Origin of the sequence: Pseudomonas sp. NY15181, assembly GCF_048068055.1 — a bacterium.
In the GTDB taxonomy this organism is placed as follows: domain Bacteria; phylum Pseudomonadota; class Gammaproteobacteria; order Pseudomonadales; family Pseudomonadaceae; genus Pseudomonas.
In genome coordinates, this window is sequence record NZ_JBLUPT010000001.1 from 964,562 (window position 1) to 983,207 (window position 18,646).

The 18,646-nt window shown below is 66.7% G+C and carries 16 protein-coding genes; 9 read left to right on the forward strand and 7 right to left on the reverse strand.

What is annotated here, in order from left to right; all coding sequences use genetic code 11:
• Positions 1-13 precede the first annotated feature (13 nt).
• Complete coding sequence (locus tag ACNFBT_RS04435; RefSeq protein WP_416746783.1) at positions 14-964, reverse strand: alpha/beta fold hydrolase; 951 nt, start codon at positions 962-964, stop codon at positions 14-16.
• Between the two features lie 97 nt (positions 965-1,061).
• On the opposite strand from ACNFBT_RS04435, the gene ACNFBT_RS04440 reads away from it, so the two are divergent.
• From ACNFBT_RS04440 to ACNFBT_RS04480, 9 genes are all read left to right on the forward strand, one after another.
• Positions 1,062-1,889 carry a substrate-binding periplasmic protein gene (locus tag ACNFBT_RS04440; RefSeq protein ID WP_416746785.1) on the forward strand — a complete coding sequence of 276 codons (828 nt, stop codon included), beginning with the start codon at positions 1,062-1,064 and terminating at the stop codon, positions 1,887-1,889.
• Positions 1,890-1,917: 28 nt separating this feature from the next.
• Positions 1,918-2,262, forward strand: coding sequence for a DUF4398 domain-containing protein (locus tag ACNFBT_RS04445; RefSeq protein ID WP_416747203.1), 345 nt, complete (start codon positions 1,918-1,920; stop codon positions 2,260-2,262).
• A complete protein-coding gene (locus ACNFBT_RS04450; protein ID WP_416746787.1) occupies positions 2,259-3,071 on the forward strand; it encodes an OmpA family protein in 813 nt (270 codons plus the stop codon). Before ACNFBT_RS04445 ends, ACNFBT_RS04450 begins: the two co-directional genes overlap by 4 nt.
• Positions 3,072-3,227: 156 nt before the next feature.
• Positions 3,228-3,863 carry a LuxR C-terminal-related transcriptional regulator gene (locus tag ACNFBT_RS04455; RefSeq protein ID WP_416746789.1) on the forward strand — a complete coding sequence of 212 codons (636 nt, stop codon included), beginning with the start codon at positions 3,228-3,230 and terminating at the stop codon, positions 3,861-3,863.
• Positions 3,864-3,979: 116 nt separating this feature from the next.
• Positions 3,980-5,419: a PLP-dependent aminotransferase family protein gene (locus ACNFBT_RS04460; RefSeq protein WP_416746791.1), complete on the forward strand. Its 1,440-nt coding sequence runs from the start codon at positions 3,980-3,982 to the stop codon at positions 5,417-5,419.
• A gap of 240 nt (positions 5,420-5,659) precedes the next feature.
• The gene (locus ACNFBT_RS04465; protein ID WP_416746793.1) at positions 5,660-7,390 is read left to right on the forward strand and encodes a vWA domain-containing protein; all 1,731 of its coding nucleotides are present in this window, start codon (positions 5,660-5,662) and stop codon (positions 7,388-7,390) included.
• A gap of 1 nt (position 7,391) precedes the next feature.
• Positions 7,392-7,982, forward strand: a complete 591-nt coding sequence (locus ACNFBT_RS04470; protein WP_416746795.1) for an RNA polymerase sigma factor — start codon at positions 7,392-7,394, stop codon at positions 7,980-7,982.
• Positions 7,979-8,626, forward strand: a complete 648-nt coding sequence (locus ACNFBT_RS04475; RefSeq protein ID WP_416746797.1) for a hypothetical protein — start codon at positions 7,979-7,981, stop codon at positions 8,624-8,626. The genes ACNFBT_RS04470 and ACNFBT_RS04475 overlap by 4 nt, the downstream gene beginning before the upstream one ends.
• Before the next feature lie 131 nt (positions 8,627-8,757).
• Positions 8,758-9,309: a hypothetical protein gene (locus ACNFBT_RS04480; protein ID WP_416746799.1), complete on the forward strand. Its 552-nt coding sequence runs from the start codon at positions 8,758-8,760 to the stop codon at positions 9,307-9,309.
• A 506-nt stretch (positions 9,310-9,815) separates the two neighbouring features.
• On the opposite strand, the gene ACNFBT_RS04485 is transcribed toward ACNFBT_RS04480, so the two are convergent.
• The 6 genes from ACNFBT_RS04485 to atuC all read right to left on the reverse strand — a co-directional run bounded on the left by ACNFBT_RS04485 (position 9,816) and on the right by atuC (position 18,646).
• The gene (locus tag ACNFBT_RS04485; RefSeq protein ID WP_416746801.1) at positions 9,816-11,642 is read right to left on the reverse strand and encodes a long-chain-acyl-CoA synthetase; all 1,827 of its coding nucleotides are present in this window, start codon (positions 11,640-11,642) and stop codon (positions 9,816-9,818) included.
• 306 nt (positions 11,643-11,948) lie between these two features.
• Positions 11,949-12,770, reverse strand: coding sequence for an SDR family oxidoreductase (locus ACNFBT_RS04490; RefSeq protein WP_416746803.1), 822 nt, complete (start codon positions 12,768-12,770; stop codon positions 11,949-11,951).
• Between the two features lie 224 nt (positions 12,771-12,994).
• The gene (gene atuF, locus ACNFBT_RS04495; protein ID WP_416746805.1) at positions 12,995-14,983 is read right to left on the reverse strand and encodes a geranyl-CoA carboxylase subunit apha; all 1,989 of its coding nucleotides are present in this window, start codon (positions 14,981-14,983) and stop codon (positions 12,995-12,997) included.
• Between the two features lie 16 nt (positions 14,984-14,999).
• Complete coding sequence (gene atuE / locus ACNFBT_RS04500; protein ID WP_416746807.1) at positions 15,000-15,794, reverse strand: isohexenylglutaconyl-CoA hydratase; 795 nt, start codon at positions 15,792-15,794, stop codon at positions 15,000-15,002.
• Positions 15,795-15,798: 4 nt separating this feature from the next.
• Positions 15,799-16,959 (reverse strand): citronellyl-CoA dehydrogenase, encoded by a 1,161-nt coding sequence (gene atuD / locus ACNFBT_RS04505; protein ID WP_416746809.1) that lies wholly within the window; start codon positions 16,957-16,959, stop codon positions 15,799-15,801.
• 70 nt (positions 16,960-17,029) lie between these two features.
• Positions 17,030-18,646, reverse strand: a complete 1,617-nt coding sequence (atuC, locus tag ACNFBT_RS04510; RefSeq protein WP_416746811.1) for a geranyl-CoA carboxylase subunit beta — start codon at positions 18,644-18,646, stop codon at positions 17,030-17,032.

Consider the following 18,646-nt stretch of genomic DNA (forward strand, 5'->3'; position numbering starts at 1 on the left):
GTTTTCAGCTCCTTCAGTTGGCTGCAGTGACCGGTGCCTGGCTGTGCTGGAGGAAATCCAGATACAGCCTGGCGGTTTCTTCAGGCCGTTCGATCATCGGCACATGGCCGCAATCGCGCAGGATGGCTACGCTGGGTCTCTTCAGCAGCGGTTTCATCACGTCGATGCTGGACACGTCCAGCACCCGGTCGCGATCGCCCCACAGCAGCAGGGTCGGTGCGGTGATCTTCGGCAGTTCCGGCTCCAGCGGGATGTAACGTTCGCGCAGTTGCTGGAAGACCATGTTGTTGAAGGCGCTGCGCTCCAGCGAACGTTCCGCCACGTAGTGCTCCAGCCGCGAGGGCATTGGCGGCCGCTGCACGAAGACGAAGTCGAGCAGGGCGGGGAAGTCCTCCACCGAGCGCAGCACCAGTGGGTTGTTTTCGCCCTTGAACAGGCGCTGGAACAGCTCGCTCTGATGGGGTGCCATGACCCCGGCGTTGTCGAACAGGCCGGCCGATAGAACTTCGTTCGGATGGCGCGCGGCGAGCAGGGCGGCGATGTGCCCGCCCATGGAGTTGCCGACCACGTGGTAGCGGCCGATGCCCAGTTCGCGCATGAAGTCCGCCAGGCGTTCGGCCTGGGTGCCGACGTCGTAACTGATGTTCTGTGGCCGGCTGCTGTCGCCGAAGCCCGGAAGGTCGACGGCGATGACGTGGTAGCGGTTGGTGAGGTAGCGGGCGAAGCGCAGCCAGTTGCTCTTGTCGGCGCCGAAACCGTGGACCAGCAGGATGGTCTGGGCCTTGTCCGGGCCGCCCTCGTAGTAGCGGATGTCGAGGTTGTCCACCGTCAGTCCGCGCTCGCTCAGTCCCGCGCGGCTGCTCTCGGCGAATTGCGCGGTGGCCAGCAGCGTGGCGGGAACGGCATAGAACACGCCCGCCGTGGCGGCGAGCAACAGGACGAGGAACAGAAGGGCTTTCTTCATGAGAAGTCCTTATTACCAAATCGGGATGGTGTGCTTTACGCTAGCACTTTGCAGGTCTAAGCATGACCGTTCTTACTTCCGGTAAGCGAGATTAACCATGCTCCATTACTCGATGATGCTGCGTGCAGCTCTTCTGCTGGTGACCTTTTCGGTTTCCCTGGCGGGCCTCGCCGCGGGCAAGTGCGAGCGCCTGGTCGCCACCGGCAACCCGGAGTACCCGCCGTATCTGTGGCGCGACCCGATGAAGCCCGAGCGCCTGATCGGCGCCAATGCCGACCTGCTGGAGCAGATTGGCAAGGCCATCGGCGTGGACATCCGGGTGATCTACACCGGCTCCTGGGCTCGGGCACAGGAGGAAGCTCGGCTGGGGCGCGTCGATCTGATCGCCGGCGCCTTCCTGACGCCGGAGCGGCTGGAGACCATGGATTACGTCCATCCCGCCTTCCTCAGCACTGACAGCGTGGTCTGGACGCGCAAGGATGCCACCTTACCCTATACGCGCTGGGAGGACCTGCGCGGCCTGAAGGGCGGCACCCTGGTGAACAACAGCTTCGGTGCGGATTTCGACAGCTTCGCCAAGCAGCAATTGACCCTGGAGGAGGTGCCCAGCCTCACCCAGGCCTTCCAGAAGCTGCTGCTCAAGCGTTCCGATTATGTGATCTACGAGCACTATCCGGGCCTGGCGGTGGCCGCTACCCTCGGCATGGTGGATGACCTCCAGCCACTGGAGCCGCCGGTTTCCAGCGAGGGTCTGTACCTCACCCTGGCGCACAACTCGGCCTGCAACGACCCCTGGCTGCGCGGACAACTGGCGAAAAAAATGACAGAATTGACGGCCGCCGGAGTCCCGCAGCGCTTGCTGCAGGACAACCTGGCCCGCTGGAAGGGGCAGCAGTTGCAGCCCGCCAGCACTCCCACCCAGTAGGACAACAGATTTCGTGATCAATCGACGGATGATGGCCGCCGGTCTGGCTCTTTTTGCCCTGGCCGGTTGCGCAACGAACGACCCTGCACCCACCGAGCAGATGCGCCTCACCGAGCAGGCGCTGGAACAGGCCAAGGCGGTGGGCGCGACGGATGACGTAGCCGAGCTGAAGCTCGCCGAGGACAAGTACCAGGCCGCCAAGGGCGCCCTGGCGGTGGCGTCGAACAAGAAGGCACGGCAGCTCGCCGAGCAGGCCGAACTCGATGCCCGCCTCGCCGAGGCCAAGGAACTGACGCGCAAGAGTGCGGATCAGCTGGCCGAGCAGAACAAGAGCATCAATCGCCTACGTAAACAGTTGGGAGAAGCGCAATGACTTCGCTGCAACTGTTGCGTTTTCTGGCGCTGGGCTCCGTGGTCATGCTGGCGGGCTGCGCCAACAGCCAGTTGAGCGAAAAGTCCCTGGAGCAGGCGCGCACCCAGTTCCAGTCCGTGAAGGAAGATTCCGCGGTGCTGCGCAGCGCGCCCAAGGACGTCATCCGCGCCGGTGAATCGCTGGCACGTGCCGAGCGCCTGTCCAACTACTGGGGCAGCAGCGACGACGTGCTGCAGTATTCCTATCTCAGCCAGCGCTACAGCGAGATTGCCCGCGAGCACAGCAACTACGCGCTGAACCAGGAACGCCTGGCCAAGCAGCAGCTCGAGCGCGAGCGCCTGCAACTGGCCATGCGCGAGGCGCGGCTGCTCAACGTGCAGGAACAGAACAAGTGGCTGGAACAGCAGATGGTCAGCCTGGCCACCAACGAAACCGAGCGCGGCCTGGTGCTGACCCTCGGCGACGTGCTGTTCGACAGCGGCGAGGCCGACCTCAAGCCCGCCGCCAACCGCACCGTGCTCAAGGTGGTGCAGTTCCTCCAGCTCAACCCGCGCCGGGTGATTCGCATCGAAGGCTATACCGACAGCGATGGCGACCAGCAGTTGAACCAGCAACTGTCGAAGGACCGCGCGCAGTCGGTGGCTGACGCCCTGTCCGACCTGGGCGTCGATGCCAAGCGCATCCAGGTGCAAGGCTACGGCGAGACCTATCCGGTGTCGGACAATGCCTCGTCGTTGGGCCGGGCGCAGAATCGCCGGGTCGAGATCGTCTTCTCTGACGAAAAGGGCCAGTTGGGCGCCGAGCGCTGAGCACACCCGGTCACATCGAGTTGCAAATGAAGCCCCGGAGCTCCCCGCTACGGGGCTTTTTGCATGGGCATCTCGAAATTATTCGAGGGTGGCGTTGGCGAAAATGTACCCGTGCGACTAATCCCCATGCTGGGGAGTCACCAGCGAGAGACGTAAATGCTGTCCGAAAAAAAGACCCTGAACGTGATCGTGGCTGATGCCCAACCGATGATTGGTTGGGGGCTGGAACATTATCTGGCCGAACACTGCGACGCTCAGGTGAAAGCCTATGTCAGCGACACGGAGAGTCTGCTGACCGCTTTGAGCGAATGGACCGATACCGACCTGCTGATCATGGAGATGGCGTTGCCGGGCGAGCGTGGGCGCGATGGCGTTCACCTGATCGAATGGTTGCGCCGCCACTACCCCGGCATACAGATCCTGGTGTACTCGTTGCTCGGCGCGCCGCTGATGGCCGCGTCGGTAGTGAAGTGCGGCGCCCTGGGCTATGTCTGCAAGCGCAGTGCCCTGAGCGTGCTCACCGATGCCATACAGCGCGTCCGCCGTGGCGACACCTTCATCGACCCGACCTTGCGCCAACCGCGCCACACCGGTCGGCCGCTGAGCCCCACCGAGATGGACATCATCCGGCGCCTGGCCCACGGTGCCACCGTGGGCGAGATCGCCGAGCGCACCAACCGCAGCGTCTCGACCATCAGCACCCACAAGCGCAACGCCATGCAGAAGCTCGGCGTGACCAGTGATGCCCAACTGGTCGCCTTCGGCGTACTGGACTGGCTCGGCGAGGTCTGACGCAGCACGCAGCGCTGGTCAGCGGTAACTGTAACGCGCACAATCCCTGTCACTGTTCTGGAACAGTTGAGGCTTTTTAGCTACTGTTTCGGTCCAATGACCGAGGGATGGCCGTCATGTCCAATCTGCTTCTGTACCAGCGCATCGCCCAGCAACTGGCCGAAGACATCCGCCGTGGCGTCTACCAGCCGGGCGAACGCGTGCCGTCCGTGCGCAAGCTGAGCACCCAGCTCAACGTCAGCCACGCCACGGTGCTGCAGGCCTATGCCACCCTCGAAGACCAGGGCCTGATCCGCGCGCGCCCGCAGTCCGGCTACTACGTGCACCGCACGCCGGCGCTGACCGCCTCGACCCCGGAAATCGCCCGGGTGGAGCGCCCGGGCCTGGTCACCCGCAGCAGCATCATCAACCAGGTGCTCGCCGAGGCGCGCCGCGAAGGCGTGTTCCCGCTGGGCGCCGCGGTGCCGCACGTGGATTACCTCCCGGTCCGTGCACTGCACCAGCAGTTGGCCAAGGTCACCCGCTTTTCCAGCCCGCGCGCCTTCAGCTACATGTTCAGCCCCGGCTACGAGCCGCTGCGCCGCCAGGTGGCGATCCGCATGCGCGATGCCGGCGTGGTGGTCGATCCGACCCAAGTGACCATCACCCACGGCTGCGTGGATGCCATCCATATGGCGTTGCGGGTGATGACCCGTCCAGGCGACCTGATCGCCACGGAGTCGCCAAGCTACTACGGCCTGTTGCAACTGGCCGACATCCTGGGCCTCAAGGTCATCGAGATCCCCAGCGACCCGCTCACCGGCATCAGCCTGGAAGCGCTGCAACTGGCCGCCAACCAGTGGCCGATCAAGGCGCTGGTGCTGACCCCGCGCCTGAGCAACCCGCTGGGCGGCACCATCCCGGAAGACCGTCAGAAGCAACTGCTCAAGCTCACCGCCGAGCACAACATCGGGGTGATCGAGGACGACATCTACGGCGAGTTGATGTTTGACCAGGGCCAGACCAAGGCGCTCAAGGCCCACGACCGTGAAGGCCGGGTGGTGTACTGCTCGAGCTTCTCCAAGACCATTTCCCCCGGCGTGCGCATCGGCTGGATCATCACCGAGCGCTACCAGGAGGAAATCCGCCGCCTGCAGACCTTCACCACCCATTCGGCGTGCACCGTCACCCAGATGGGCGTGGCGGCCTACCTGGAGAACGGCGGCTACGACCGACACCTGCGCTACATCCGCCAGGAGTACCGCAAGAACATGACCGCCTACCAGCTGGCGGTGCAGCAGTACTTCCCCGAAGGCACGCAGATGACCCGGCCCAAGGGCGGCTTCATCCTCTGGGTCAGCCTGCCGGCCAAGGTGAACACCAAGGAGCTGCACGTGCGCGCGCTGGAGCAGGGCATCAGCATCGCGCCGGGCCTGATCTTCAGTAACACCGAGCAGTTCAACAACTGCCTGCGCCTGACCTGCGGCATCCCCTGGGACCGCGAGGCGGAGCGCGCGATCATGACCCTCGGCATGCTGGCCTGCCAGCTGTGCCAGGAAGGGCTGATCGCGGCCTGATCGTTGATTCCACCGGACGATGGTCCACTTGGCGTCGGGCGTACAACCGTTCGCGGTTGTACGCCGTTACACCATGACCGGCCGCCAATGCCAGGGCTGGGCCCGGCGCGCGAGGATGCCAAGGCCAATCGGTGTATAACGCGGAGCGTTATACACCCTACGCTGAGGATCAAATCGCTTTAACCCGTTTCCCCGCGCCGCCTCGTCTGAGGAGTTGAATCCCTCCACGAGGCCGCCGCCATGTCGCTTCCCGTTCACTTCCTTCGCCCTGCCGCCCAGGGCTTCGCCATCGGTCTGCTGATCGCCATCGCCGGCTGCGGTATTTCCCGCGAGGGTGAATCGAAGCAGAAAGCCGCCGCGAGCACCGACGCCATCCAGATCGAGCCCGTCGCCACGCCTGCGAGTCCGCCGCCGCAGTTGGCGGAGAGTGCCAAGCAGGAGCGCTCCACCGGCTACGTCGCCCAGGCGCCCTTGGCGAGCATTGCGCCCGCCCCCATGGCGGACATGCAGCAGTCCGGCTACGTGGACGTGCCCCGCGAGCAGTACCAGACCCTGCCGGACAACCCGGTGCACGCCGTCGCCCAGGACCCGGTCTCCACCTTCAGCATCGACGTCGATACCGGCAGCTACGCCAACGTCCGCCGCATCCTCAACGAGGGCCGGTTGCCGCCCACGGGCGCGGTGCGACTGGAGGAGATGGTCAACTACTTCCCCTACGACTACGCACTGCCCAGCGATGCCGCATCGCCGTTCGGCATCACCACGGAGCTTGCGCCCACGCCCTGGAATCCGCACACCCGCCTGCTGCGCGTCGGCATCAAGGCCTCGGACCGCAGCGTTGCCGAACTGCCGCCGGCCAATCTGGTGTTCCTGGTGGACGTCTCCGGCTCCATGGATCGCCGCGAGGGCCTTCCGCTGGTGAAGAGCACCCTGAAGTTGCTGGTGGACCAGCTGCGCGAGCAGGACAAGGTGTCCCTGGTGGTCTACGCCGGCGAGTCGCGGGTGGTGCTGGAGCCGACTTCCGGGCGCGACAAGGCGGCCATCCGCAACGCCATCGAACAGCTCCAGGCCGGCGGCTCCACGGCGGGCGCCTCGGGCATCGAGCTGGCCTACCGGATGGCGCAGAAGGGCTACCTGGACAAGGGTATCAACCGCATCCTGCTGGCCACCGACGGCGACTTCAATGTCGGCATCAGCGACTTCGAGACGCTCAAACAGATGGCCGCGGAGAAGCGTCGCAGTGGTGTCTCGCTGACCACCCTCGGCTACGGCGTGGACAACTACAACGAGCAGCTCATGGAGCAACTGGCCGACGCCGGCGACGGCAACTACGCCTACATCGACAACCTGCGCGAGGCGCGCAAGGTGCTGGTGGAACAGCTCAGCTCGACCCTCGCGGTCGTCGCCAAGGACGTGAAGATCCAGCTTGAGTTCAACCCGGCCCAGGTCAGCGAGTACCGTCTGCTCGGCTACGAGAACCGCGCGCTCAAGCGCGAGGACTTCAGCAACGACAAGGTGGATGCCGGCGAGATCGGCGCCGGGCACACGGTCACCGCGCTCTACGAGATAGTCCCGGCCGGCGGCAAGGGTTGGCTGGAGCCGCTGCGCTACCAGAACAGCGCGGCAAAGTCCGACGCCAAGGGCGATGAACTTGCCCTGCTGCGCGTGCGCTACAAGGGCCCGCAGGGTGGCGCCAGCCAGTTGATCGAGCGGCCGATCCGCGCCGCCGAGCAGCGTGCGAGCATCGCCCAGGCCAGCGATGACCTGCGCTTCGCCGCCGCCGTGGCCGCCTTCGCCCAGCAACTGGAGGGTGGTCGCTACACCGGCGCCTTCGACATCGGCGATACTGTGCAGCTGGCTCGCGCTGCGCGCGGCGAGGACCGCTTCGGCCTGCGCGGCGAGTTCGTCCAGCTCGCCGAGCTGGCGCAGAGCCTGCAGACCCCGGTACCCGAACAGGCACGGATCGAGTGATGTGAACATACCCCTCAGGGACGACAGTGACGCCGCGCTGCTGCGGCGTTATCGACAAGGTGACGCCGAGGCCTTCGCCGAGCTCTACGCTCGTCATCGCCTCGGCCTGTTCCGCTTCCTGTGCGGTCTGTGCGGCGACAGCGCGCAGGCCGAGGAAGTCTTCCAGGAAGCCTGGCTGAGCCTGGTCCGCAGCGACAGCCAGCCGGGTGCGGCCAGCTTCAAGACCTGGCTGTACCAGATCGGCCGCAACCGGCTGATCGACCACTGGCGCAAGCAGGGCCGGCACCAGGGGCACCAGGAGAGTTTCGACGAGCAACTGCACGGCGATGCGCTGTCCGGCGAGAGCGAGGACCCCGAGCGCGAACTGGTCCTGAGTCGCGACCAGCAGCGCCTGCGGGGTGCACTGGAGGCGCTGCCGGAGGAGCAGCGCGAAGTCTTCCTGCTGCGTGCCCACGGCGACCTGGAACTGAACGAGATTGCCGAGCTGACGCGCACCCCGGCCGAGACGGTGAAGAGCCGGCTGCGCTACGCGATGCAGAAACTGCGCCGGTTGCTGTCCGACCCGGCGGCGACCGAGGAGGTGAGCCCATGAACCGCGATCCGCACGAGCAGGAACTGCTCGAGCACTACCGCCGGCATAGCGACGAGCAGCCGTCGGCGCAGCTGGACGCGCGCATCCTGGCCGCCGCCCGTGCCGCTGTGCAGGCGCGCAAGCCGAGCCTCGCCGAGCGCCTGCGCCACTGGCTGCTGGGCACCGGCAGCCGCCAGCGCTGGGGTGTCGCCGTGGCTGGCCTGGCGACCCTGGGGATCGGCCTGAGCCTGACCATGCGCACCTTCGAGGATGCGTCCGAACGATTCGATGCTCCCGTCGCACCTGCCATGATGCGCGCGGCGCCAGCGCCAGCCCCTGCGATGGCGCCCGCCGCGCCTCCCGCCACGGAGCCAATGGAAGCCAAGCGCAAGGCCGAGTCCGTCGCCCGCGGCATGGCCAACCAGCAACATGCGGCTCCGCCTGCGGCGAAGGCGTCCGGTGCGCTGGCGGAGGAGGCTGCATCCGGCGCTGTGATGGCCGATGCCGTGGCGCCGGAAGAGCCCCAGGCCAGCCTGCTGCGTTTGCGTGTGCTGCAGGAGCAGGGGCGGGAGGATGAAGCGCGCGCGCTGCGCCAGGCCTTGCAACTGCAGTTCCCGAAGCTGGACATCGACGCCGCGCTGCGTGCTCTGCCGGCCAAGCCTTGACCGATGACAGGCCGCCGCAAGGCGGCCTCTGACAGACTCATGGGGTAACGGCAAAGGTTTGTGATAACTGGCCTCTTGCCATAGCGTTTGACTCGCGCCAGCATTGCGCGTTTTTTTCCGCCTGCCCGATCATGACGTCCAGCCGAATCCTCCTTGCCGCCTGTCTGACACTGCTGCTTGCCGCCTGTGGCGACGAGCACAAGGACAAGGCCCAAAGCCCTCCTCCGCCCGCGCAGCCCGCCGCGGCGCCGGCGCCAACCCCCACGCCTGCACCGAAGCCGGCTGCGGCTGAGCCGGTGGCATCGGCCAAGGCGCCGGCCGTCGAAGCGGCAACCAGGCCTGAAGCGAAAGCGCCTGCCAGGCACCAGACCAAGGCTGACCCCAAGGCGAGGACGGCGAAGAAGCCGGCGCTCGATCCCGCTCTCAAGCAGCCGCTGCCGCCGGTGAAGCTGGACCTGCGCCTGCCCAGGGATCTGGTGCATCAGTTGCAGCCGGACAAACCGGTGCCGGAGCTGGAAGAGAAGCCGCTGTTGCCGCCGATGTTCGAGGAGAAGACGGATCAGAGCCCGTTCGCGGTCGGCGGACGATTGATCCAGCGCGAACGCAACGAGCGTGAGACCAACGACGACAGTTGGCACTCGGACATCCGTGGCGCGGAGCTGCAGTTCCAGTTCCGCAACTGATCTGCACTCTGCTGAGACTTTGGCGTGAGCTGCGAGGCTGATCGCGGACAGAGTCCGCTCCTACGAATAGCCGTCCGGCACTCGCGCCGACCCGCTCTTGTAGGAGCAACTGTCTTCTTCTGGATAATCCGTGCCTGCGCTCCCCCTCACCCCAGCCCTCTCCCCCAGGAGAGGGAGCTGTCCGTGCCGGCTGACACCTCGATTTGACCCTGCGCCGAACGGTCCCCTCTCCCCCTGGGAGAGGGTTAGGGTGAGGGCCGACCCGAGTGCAGATGTATCTCGTAGGAGCGGACTCTGCCCGTGATGAAGCATCAATCCGGCACCAGGATTCCCGAGGCGTAGGGCGTATAACGTTCGACGTCATACGCCGTTTGAGCATGGCCGAAGAGCACTCCGGGACTGGCCACGGAGTTCCGATTTCCAGGGGCTTCGGACCTGACCACGGCCCGACTATGCGCACGGCATAACGGCGTACAACCGCGAACGGTTGTACGCCCTACGGTTGCTTAGAATCGGTGCTCGCCGCGGCGGATCGCCTCGAACAGGCCGCCATCCAATGCCCGGTAGCTGGCCTCGCCAGGCAGGCGCACGAACAGGGCTTCGCTCACCTGCTCCGGGTCGTAGGCGCTGCGCTTGAGGTCGGTCTTCTTGTACTTGAAGGTGCCGGTGGTCTCCACCTGTTGCAGCAGGCGCAGGAACAGCGGCACGGCGTAGGCCGGCAGCTCGCGGTCAAGGTGTTCGGCCAGTTGCGTGCCGTCCAGGTTGGCGCCGTCGCGCAGGCGCAGCGCGGCCATCCCGCAGCGGCCGTTGGTGCCGGGAATCTCCACGCCGTAGACCACCGCATCCTCGACCATGGGGAAGGCGCCCAGGGCGTTCTCCACCTCGGTGGTCGAGACGTTCTCGCCCTTCCAGCGGAAGGTATCGCCCAGGCGGTCGACGAACTGGGTGTGCTTGAAGCCGATGTCGCGCATCAGGTCGCCGGTGTTGAACCAGGCGTCGCCTTTCTTGAACACGTCGCGGAAGATCGCCGCTTCGCTCTTGGACGGGTCGGTGTAGCCGTCGAACGGCCACTTGTCGCTGATCTCGCTGATCAGCAGGCCCGCCTCGCCCTTGTCGACCTTTTCCATGAAGCCCTTGTCGCCGCGCACCGGCTGGTCGTTCTCCAGGTCGTAGCGGACGATGGCGTAGGTGGCCGGGGAGAAGCCCACGGTGTTGTCGAAGTTGAAGACGTTGGTGAAGCCGATGTTGCCTTCGCTGGAGGCGTAGAACTCGGTGATCCGCTCGATGCCGAAGCGCGCCTTGAACTCGTTCCAGATCGACGGACGCAGGCCGTTGCCGATCATGCAGGTCAGGCTGTTGCCGCGCTCCTCCGGACATTCCGGCTGGTTGAGCAGGTAGCGGCAGAGTTCGCCGATGTAGCCGAAGCAGGTTGCCTGGTAGGCCTGCACGTCCTTCCAGAAGGCGCTGGCGGAGAACCGGCGGCGCAGGGCGATGGCCGCGCCGCCGGCCAGCGCCGCGCTCCAGCACACGGTGACGGCGTTGTTGTGGTAGCAGGGCAGGGTCAGGTAGAGCACGTCGCTGGTGGTCAGGCCGAGCCCTGAATGGCCGAAGCCGCCGTAGGCCTTGATCCACTTGCCGTGGCTCATGATCGAGGCCTTCGGCAGGCCCGTGGTGCCTGAGGTGTAGATGTAGAAGCAGGCATCCTTCAGGCGTACCAGGGCGGTTTCCGCCAGGTTGGTCGAGCCCTGTTCCTGGGCCATGCGCATCAGGTTGTGCCAGCCCACCGGCGGCTGGCTGGGTTCGCTCAGGGTGTCGCCGTCGGCCACCCAGTAGCAGCGCCCGCCGCTGTTTTCGAGCACAGGGCGGACGTCTTCGAAGGCTTCGCGCAGTTCCTCGCCGACCACGAAGTGGCTGGGCTTGACCAGGTTCAGGCTGTGGCTGAGCACTTGGCCGCGCTGGGTGGTGTTGACGAGTGCGCCGATGGCGCCGAGCTTGGCCAGGGCGGCGAGCACCACCATCAGCTCCGCGCGGTTCTCCAGCATCACTGCCACCACGCTGGCGTGGCCCACGCCTTCGGCCTGGAAGGCCCGCGCCAGGCGGTTGGCCCAGCCGTTGAAGAGGGCATAGGACAGGCGCCGGCGTTCGTCGATCAGTGCCGGGCTGTCCGGGTACAGGCGTGCAGCGCGCTCCAGGGCCCAGCCCAGGGAGAGGTTCTTCTCGCGGTTGCGGATGCCGGTGTAGTACAGCCCGCGCAGCATGCGCGGCACGCGGCCGAGGGTAGCCGGCAGGTGGGCCAGGAAGCGGGTCGGGGTGATCAGATCAGCGTGGCTCATTGACGCGTGCCCTTGTTGTCATTGTTGTCCGTGGCGTGCAGACGTTGCTGCGCGACTCTAGGATGCTCCCTGGCTACCGGCTATGGCCCTTGCGCGTGCGGCGCAGGGCAGATCGGCAAACACGCCGGCGAGGCGTTCATCGCAGTCTAGGAGGGGATGGCCAGACGGCCAGTTGGGAAGTTTCCCATTGCTGAACGGTGTGGGCGCAGCAGCCGCAGGGCGAATAACCGCTTGCGGTTATCCGCCGTTGGCCGTGGTGCGTCGAACGGCGGATAACGCGTACCGCGTTATGCGCCCTACGGACCGTCAGTCGAGGAACAGGTCCGGCACCAGGGTGCCGCCGTTCGGGTCGAAGCGGTACTGCTCGAAGTCGGTCTGGCCCTGCTCGCGCAGGATCTCCTCGTCGATCAGCAGGCGGCCGCTGATGCTGCGGCCTTGGCTTGCGAGGATCGCGTAGGCGGCGTCGGCCATGATCGCCGGGGTGCGTGCGCGCTTGAAGGCCTCGCGGCTGCCCAGCTCGAACTCGATGGCGGCGGTGGCGATCATGGTCTGCGGCCACAGCGAATTGACGCTGATGCCGTAGCGCTTGAACTCCTCGTGCATGCCCAGGGTGAGCATGCTCATGCCGTACTTGGTGACGGTGTAGGGACCGTGCTGGGCGAACCATTTGTTGGCGATGTTCAGCGGCGGCGACAGGCTGAGGATGTGGCCCTTGCTCTGCTTCAGGTAGGGCAGCGCGGCCTGGCTGCAGACCATCACGGCGCGGGTGTTGATCTGGTACATCAGGTCGAAGCGCTTGGGCTCCAGGCGTTCCACGCCCACCAGCTTGATGGCGCCGGCGTTGTTCACCAGGGCGTCGATGCCGCCGAAATGCTCGGCAGCCTTGGCCATGGCTTCACGCACCGCGTTCTCGTCGCGCACGTCCAGTTGCAGGGCCAGGGCTCTGCCGCCGACGGCCTCGACTTCCCCGGCGACGCTGAAGATGGTGCCTTCGAGCTTCGGATGGGGTTCGGCGCTCTTGGCGGCGATGACGATGTTGGCGCCGTCGCGGGCGGCGCGCAGGGCGATCTCGCGGCCGATGCCACGGCTGGCGCCGGTGATGAAGAGGGTTTTGCCTTTGAGGGACATGGGGTGCTCCGTGTTCTTGTTGTCTTTGTCGGATGGCGTCGCGGATGAATCCGCTCCTACGAAATGTGCTTCCTGGTGTCTGGTGCGCTCGGACCTGCCCTCACCCTAACCCTCTCCCGGAGGGAGAGGGGACTGTCTGCTGCGAGGATGAATGCCGTGCCTCCCTTCCGCTCCGAACGGCCCCCTCTCCTGGGGGAGAGGGCTGGGGTGAGGGGAAATGAGGCTCAGGCATCTTCGGCTTCGACCTCCACCAGCAACTGCCGCGACTTCACCTGCTCGCCCTTGCTCACCTGCACGCGACGGATCACGCCGTCGACGCCGGCCTTGAGCGGGTGCTCCATCTTCATCGCTTCCAGCACCAGCAGCAGTTGGCCCTTGCTGACCCGCGCACCTTCAGCCACCAGCACGTCGACGATGGCGCCATCCATCGGCGCCTTCACCGTGCCGGAGGCCGCGCCAGCGGCGGCGCCGGCCGGTTCGTGGGTGACGTCCAGCAGCTCCAGGTTGCCGTCCGCGCCGTACAGCCAGAGTCGCGCGCCATCGTGGTGGAAGGGCAGGCGGCGGCGGATGCCGTCGGCCTCGAGGATGGCATCGCCGTTTTCTTCGCCGAGCAGGCGCAGGGCGATCTCGCTATCGCCAACACGCGCCAGCAACGCCGGCTGGGTGCCGTGCTCGCGGACGTCCAGCTCGACGACGAATTTCTCCTCGCCATGCTTGAGCGCGAATCGCCACGGCGCGCTGCCGGCGCTGCGCCAACCGGAAAGCCCCGGCTGATGCGCACGGTCACTGGCCGACGCTTGGTAGAGCAGGGCGGCGGCGCAGGCCAGTTCCAGCGGCTGCGGCTGGCGCGGCGCCAGGCTCGGATCATTGGCGAACTGCTCGCCGATGAACGCTGTGGTGGCCTTGCCGGCGGCGAATTCCGGGTGCTTGAGCAGGTTGGCGAGGAAGCGCTGGTTGCCGGTCACGCCCAGCAGCACGCAGTCCTCCACGGCGCGCACCAGCTTGCGCCGGGCCTCGTCGCGGGTGGCACCGTAGGCGATGACCTTGGCCAGCATTGGGTCGTAGAACGGCGTCACCGGCTGGCCTTCGCGCAGGCCGTGGTCGATGCGGATGCCATCCAGCTGCGGCGGCGTCCAGCGCAATACCTGGCCGGTCTGCGGGAGGAAGCCGCTACCCGCGTCCTCGGCATACAGGCGCACTTCGATGGCGTGGCCCCTGAGCTGGATCTGCTCCTGGGTCAGCGGCAGCGGGTGGCCTTCGGCGACGCGGATCTGCCAGGCCACCAGGTCCTGGCCGGTGACCAGTTCGGTGACCGGGTGCTCCACCTGCAGGCGGGTATTCATTTCCAGGAAGTAGAAGGCGCCGCTGGCATCCAGCAGGAATTCCACGGTGCCGGCGCCGAGGTAGTTCACCGACGCAGCCGCCTTCACTGCGGCGCTGCCCATGGCGGCGCGCAGCTCTTCGGTCAGCACCGGGCAGGGCGCTTCCTCGATGACCTTCTGGTGGCGGCGCTGCACCGAGCAGTCGCGCTCGCCGAGGTAGACGATGTGGCCGTGGCGGTCGCCGAACACCTGGATCTCCACGTGGCGCGGCTGTACCACGGCTTTCTCCAGGATCAGTTCGCCGCTGCCGAAGGCGTTCTGCGCCTCCGAGCGTGCGGTGCGCAGTTGCTCGGCGAGGTCTTCGCTGCGGGTCACCAGGCGCATGCCGCGCCCGCCGCCGCCAGCGCTGGCCTTGATCATCAGCGGGTAGCCGATGCGCTGCGCTTCGCGGGTGAGCGTGGCGTCGTCCTGCTCCGCGCCTTCGTAGCCGGGAATGCAGGGCACGCCGGCTTCGAGCATGGCGATCTTCGACAGGCGCTTGCTGCCCATCAGGTGGATGGCTTCCACGCCGGGGCCGATGAAGACGATGCCGGCGGCCTCGCAGGCGCGGGCGAAATCGGCGTTCTCCGAGAGGAAACCATAACCGGGGTGGACCGCGCCGGCGCCGGTGCGTTTCGCCGCGTCGAGAATCGCTTCCTGCTTCAGGTAGGACTGGCCCACGGGCGCAGGGCCGATGCACACGGCCTCGTCGGCCAACTGCACATGGCGGGCGTTGGCGTCGGCCTCGCTGTACACGGCCACGGTGCGGTAGCCCAGGTCGTGGGCGGTGCGGATCACCCGGCAGGCGATCTCGCCGCGGTTGGCGATGAGAATCTTGTCGAAACTGGGCATGGGGAGTTCCTCGGGGCTACTGCGCCCAGTTCGGTTTGCGTTTCTGTACGAAGGCCAGGGTGCCTTCGGCGCCTTCCGCGCCAGTCACCGCGGCGGCGAACTGGCGGGCAGCGTCGTCCAGCAGCGGGCCGAGTGCTTCGGTCTCGGTGGCCAGCAGCAGCGCCTTGGTGGCGGCGTTGGCGCCGGGGGCGCAGCGGCGGACTTGGTCGAGTGTCTCCGCCAATTGCTCACCGAGGCTCTCGGCGCTCTCCGCGCACAGGTGCACGAGCCCGAGGCGCAGCGCCTCGCGGCCATCGAAGCGTGCGGCGGTGAGGGCCAGGCGGCGCGTCTGGGTCAGGCCGATGCGTTTCACCACGAAGGGTGCGATCTGTGCCGGGAGGATGCCGAGGCTGGTTTCCGGCAGGCCGAACTGCGCGTCCGCCGCCGCAATGGCGATGTCCGAGACGCAGGCCAGGCCGAAGCCGCCGCCCAGCACCGCGCCTTCCAGCACGGCGACCAGGACCTGCGGCTGCGCCTGGGCTTCCTCCAGCAGGCCGCCGAAGGCGCGGTTCAGCGCGGCGTAGGCGTCGGGACCGGCGGCGCGGGCGCCGGCCATGTCCTTGATGTCGCCGCCGGCGCAGAAGTGTCCGCCGGCGCCGCGCAGGACGATGGCGCGCACGGCGCGATCGTCGCGCACGGCGGCGAACACCGCACGCAGTTCGCCGACCATCGCCAGGCTCATGGCGTTGCGGCTGTCCGGGCGGTTGAGGGTGACGTGCAGCACGCCGCCGTCACGTTCCAGCAGCAGGGTTTCGCAGTTCGGCAGGGTCATGGCGTCAGCCCTTCTTCTTGCCCGGCAGGGTGCCCATCAGCTTGCAGATGATGCCCAGCATGATTTCGTCCGCGCCGCCGCCGATGGAGACCAGGCGGGTGTCGCGGTACGCGCGGGCAACCGGGTTTTCCCACATGAAGCCCTGGCCGCCCCAGTACTGCAGGCAGGCGTCGGTGACCTCGCGGGCCAGGCGGCCGACCTTGAGCTTGGCCATGGAGGCCAGGCGGGTGACGTCCTTGCCGGCCACGTACAACTCGGTGGCCTGGTAGGTGAGGGCGCGCAGGCACTCGATCTCGGTCATCAGCTCGGCCATGCGGAAGTGGATGACCTGGTTGTCGATCAGCGCCTGGCCGAAGGTCTTGCGCTCCTTGCAGTAATCGATGGTGGCGTTGACGCAGTACTCCAGGCCCTTGATCCCGCTGGCGGCGCCGAACAGGCGTTCTTCTTGGAACTGCAGCATCTGCATCATGAAGCCCGTGCCCTCGGCGCCGATGCGGTAGCGCTGCGGAACGCGAACGTCGTCGAAGAACACCTGGGCGGTCTCCGAGCTGCGCATGCCGAGCTTGTCCAGGTGCGGGCTGACGCTGATGCCCTTGGACTTCATCGGCACCATGATCAGCGACTTGTTGACGTGGGGCTTGTCGTCCGAGGTGTTGGCCAGCAGGCAGATGAAGTCGGCGGACGGCGAGTTGGTGATCCACATCTTGCTGCCGTTGATGACGTAGTCGTCCCCGTCCTTGCGCGCGGTGGTCTTCAGGCCGGCGACGTCGGATCCGGCACCCACTTCGGAGACGCCGATGCAGCCGACCATCTCGCCGGCGATGGCCGGGCGCAGGAACTCCTCGCGCAGCTCGTCGGAGCCGAAGCGCGCCAGGGCCGGGGTGCACATGTCGGTCTGCACGCCCAGGGCCATCGGCACGCCGCCGCAATGGATGGTGCCGAACTCCTCGGCGGCCACCACCGAGTAGCTGTAGTCCAGGCCCATGCCGCCGAATTTCTCCGGCTTGGAAATGCCCAGCAGGCCCAGGTCGCCGGCTTTCTTGAAGACTTCATGGATCGGGAAGCGACCGGCCTTTTCCCACTCGTCGACGTAGGGGTTGATCTCGCGCTCGACGAAATTGCGCACGGTACGGCGGAGTTCTTCGTGTTCCTGGGTGAAGATCATTTCTTGTTCTCCGTGGGATCTTTCAATTCAGGTATGGCGGATGACGCCGGGGGCGTCATGCGCCCTACGGTCAAAATCGTGCAACGCCGAAACTGTTGTTCTTCAGCGGCCGCACGGCCGCCTCCGCGCAGATGTCCAGCAGGTAGCCGAGCAGCGCGCGGGTGTCGCGCGGGTCGATCAGCCCGTCGTCCCACAGGTTTGCCGTGCCGTAGAGCGCGGTGGACTGGGCGTCGAGCTTCTGCGCGGTCATCTGTTCGAGCATGTCGAGCATCTTCGGGTCGGGCTCCTTGCCCTCCTTGGCGTGCTTCTCCTCGGTGACGATGCGCAGCACCTTGCCGGCCTGGGCGCCGCCCATCACGGCGGTGCGGCTGTTGGGCCAGGCGAAGATGAAGCGCGGGTCCAGCCCGCGGCCGCACATGGCGTAGTTGCCGGCGCCGTAGGAGCCGCCGACGACCAGTGTCAGCTTGGGTACCGTGGCGTTGGCCACCGCCTGGATCATCTTCGAGCCGTGCTTGATCACGCCCAGGCGCTCGGACTCGGTGCCGACCATGAAGCCGGTGGTGTTGTGCAGGAACAGGATCGGCGTGTTGCTCTGCTCGCACAGCTGGATGAACTGCGCCGCCTTGGCCGCACCCTGCGGGGTGATCGGGCCGTTGTTGCCGATCAGGCCGCAGGCGTGGCCTTCGATGTGCAGGTGGCCGCAGACGGTCTGGCTGTCGAACTCGTTCTTGAAGTCGAGGAAGCGCGAGCCGTCGGCGATGCGCGCGATGATCTCGCGCACGTCGTAGGGCTTCTTCGCGTCCGCCGGGACCACGCCGAGCAGCTCCTCGGCGGCGTATAGCGGTGCGTCCCATTCTTTCTTCGGGCGAGCCGGCAGCTGCGCATTCCACGGCAGCGCCGCGAGGATTTCGCGGGCCAGGCGCACGCCGTCGGCGTCGTTCTCCGCCAGGTACTCGGCGGTACCGGCGACCTGGGCGTGCAGTTCGGCGCCGCCCAGCTCTTCATCGGTGGCGATCTCGCCGGTGGCGGCTTTCAGCAGCGGCGGGCCGGCGAGGAACATCTTGGCCTTGCCGCGCACCACCACCACGTAGTCCGACAGCCCCGGCTGGTAGGCGCCGCCAGCGGTGGACGAGCCGTGCACTACGGTGACCTGGGGAATGCCCGCCGCCGACATGCGCGCCTGGTTGGCGAAGCCGCGTGCGCCCTCGACGAAGATCTCCGCCGCGTAGTTCAGGTTGGCGCCGCCGCTCTCGGTCAGCGCCACCACCGGCAGCTTGTTCTCGAAGGCGATCTGCTGCAGGCGCAGGGTCTTCTTCAGGCCGGTGGGAGAGATGGTGCCGCCCTTGATCGCGCTGTTGCTGGCGGTGATCAGGCAGCGCACCCCGGCGATGTAGCCGATGCCGGAAATGATGCCGCCGCCGGCCTGGGTGCCGTCCTTGTCGTCGTGCAGCTTGTAGCCGGCCAGCGAGGCGATTTCGAGGAATGGCGCGCCGGCGTCTAGCAGCAGGTTCAGGCGCTCGCGCGGCAGCAACTGGCCGCGCTTGTCGAACTTGGGCTTGGCCTCTGTGGCCTTGTCCAGCACCTTCTGTTCGACCTCGCGGAAGCTCGCCACGGCGGCCAGCATGGCCTCGCGGTTGCGGGCGAAGTCTTCGCCCTGGGCGTCGATTTCCGACTGGATCACAGGCAT

Bases quoted from the DNA above. Each gene is read 5' to 3' on its own strand.
- ACNFBT_RS04435 (WP_416746783.1), bottom strand. From the start codon at position 964: ATGAAGAAAGCCCTTCTGTTCCTCGTCCTGTTGCTCGCCGCCACGGCG.
- ACNFBT_RS04440 (WP_416746785.1), top strand. From the start codon at position 1,062: ATGCTCCATTACTCGATGATGCTGCGTGCAGCTCTTCTGCTGGTGACC.
- ACNFBT_RS04445 (WP_416747203.1), top strand. From the start codon at position 1,918: ATGATGGCCGCCGGTCTGGCTCTTTTTGCCCTGGCCGGTTGCGCAACG.
- ACNFBT_RS04450 (WP_416746787.1), top strand. From the start codon at position 2,259: ATGACTTCGCTGCAACTGTTGCGTTTTCTGGCGCTGGGCTCCGTGGTC.
- ACNFBT_RS04455 (WP_416746789.1), top strand. From the start codon at position 3,228: ATGCTGTCCGAAAAAAAGACCCTGAACGTGATCGTGGCTGATGCCCAA.
- ACNFBT_RS04460 (WP_416746791.1), top strand. From the start codon at position 3,980: ATGTCCAATCTGCTTCTGTACCAGCGCATCGCCCAGCAACTGGCCGAA.
- ACNFBT_RS04465 (WP_416746793.1), top strand. From the start codon at position 5,660: ATGTCGCTTCCCGTTCACTTCCTTCGCCCTGCCGCCCAGGGCTTCGCC.
- ACNFBT_RS04475 (WP_416746797.1), top strand. From the start codon at position 7,979: ATGAACCGCGATCCGCACGAGCAGGAACTGCTCGAGCACTACCGCCGG.
- ACNFBT_RS04480 (WP_416746799.1), top strand. From the start codon at position 8,758: ATGACGTCCAGCCGAATCCTCCTTGCCGCCTGTCTGACACTGCTGCTT.
- ACNFBT_RS04485 (WP_416746801.1), bottom strand. From the start codon at position 11,642: ATGAGCCACGCTGATCTGATCACCCCGACCCGCTTCCTGGCCCACCTG.
- ACNFBT_RS04490 (WP_416746803.1), bottom strand. From the start codon at position 12,770: ATGTCCCTCAAAGGCAAAACCCTCTTCATCACCGGCGCCAGCCGTGGC.
- atuF (WP_416746805.1), bottom strand. From the start codon at position 14,983: ATGCCCAGTTTCGACAAGATTCTCATCGCCAACCGCGGCGAGATCGCC.
- atuE (WP_416746807.1), bottom strand. From the start codon at position 15,794: ATGACCCTGCCGAACTGCGAAACCCTGCTGCTGGAACGTGACGGCGGC.
- atuD (WP_416746809.1), bottom strand. From the start codon at position 16,959: ATGATCTTCACCCAGGAACACGAAGAACTCCGCCGTACCGTGCGCAAT.
- atuC (WP_416746811.1), bottom strand. From the start codon at position 18,646: ATGCCTGTGATCCAGTCGGAAATCGACGCCCAGGGCGAAGACTTCGCC.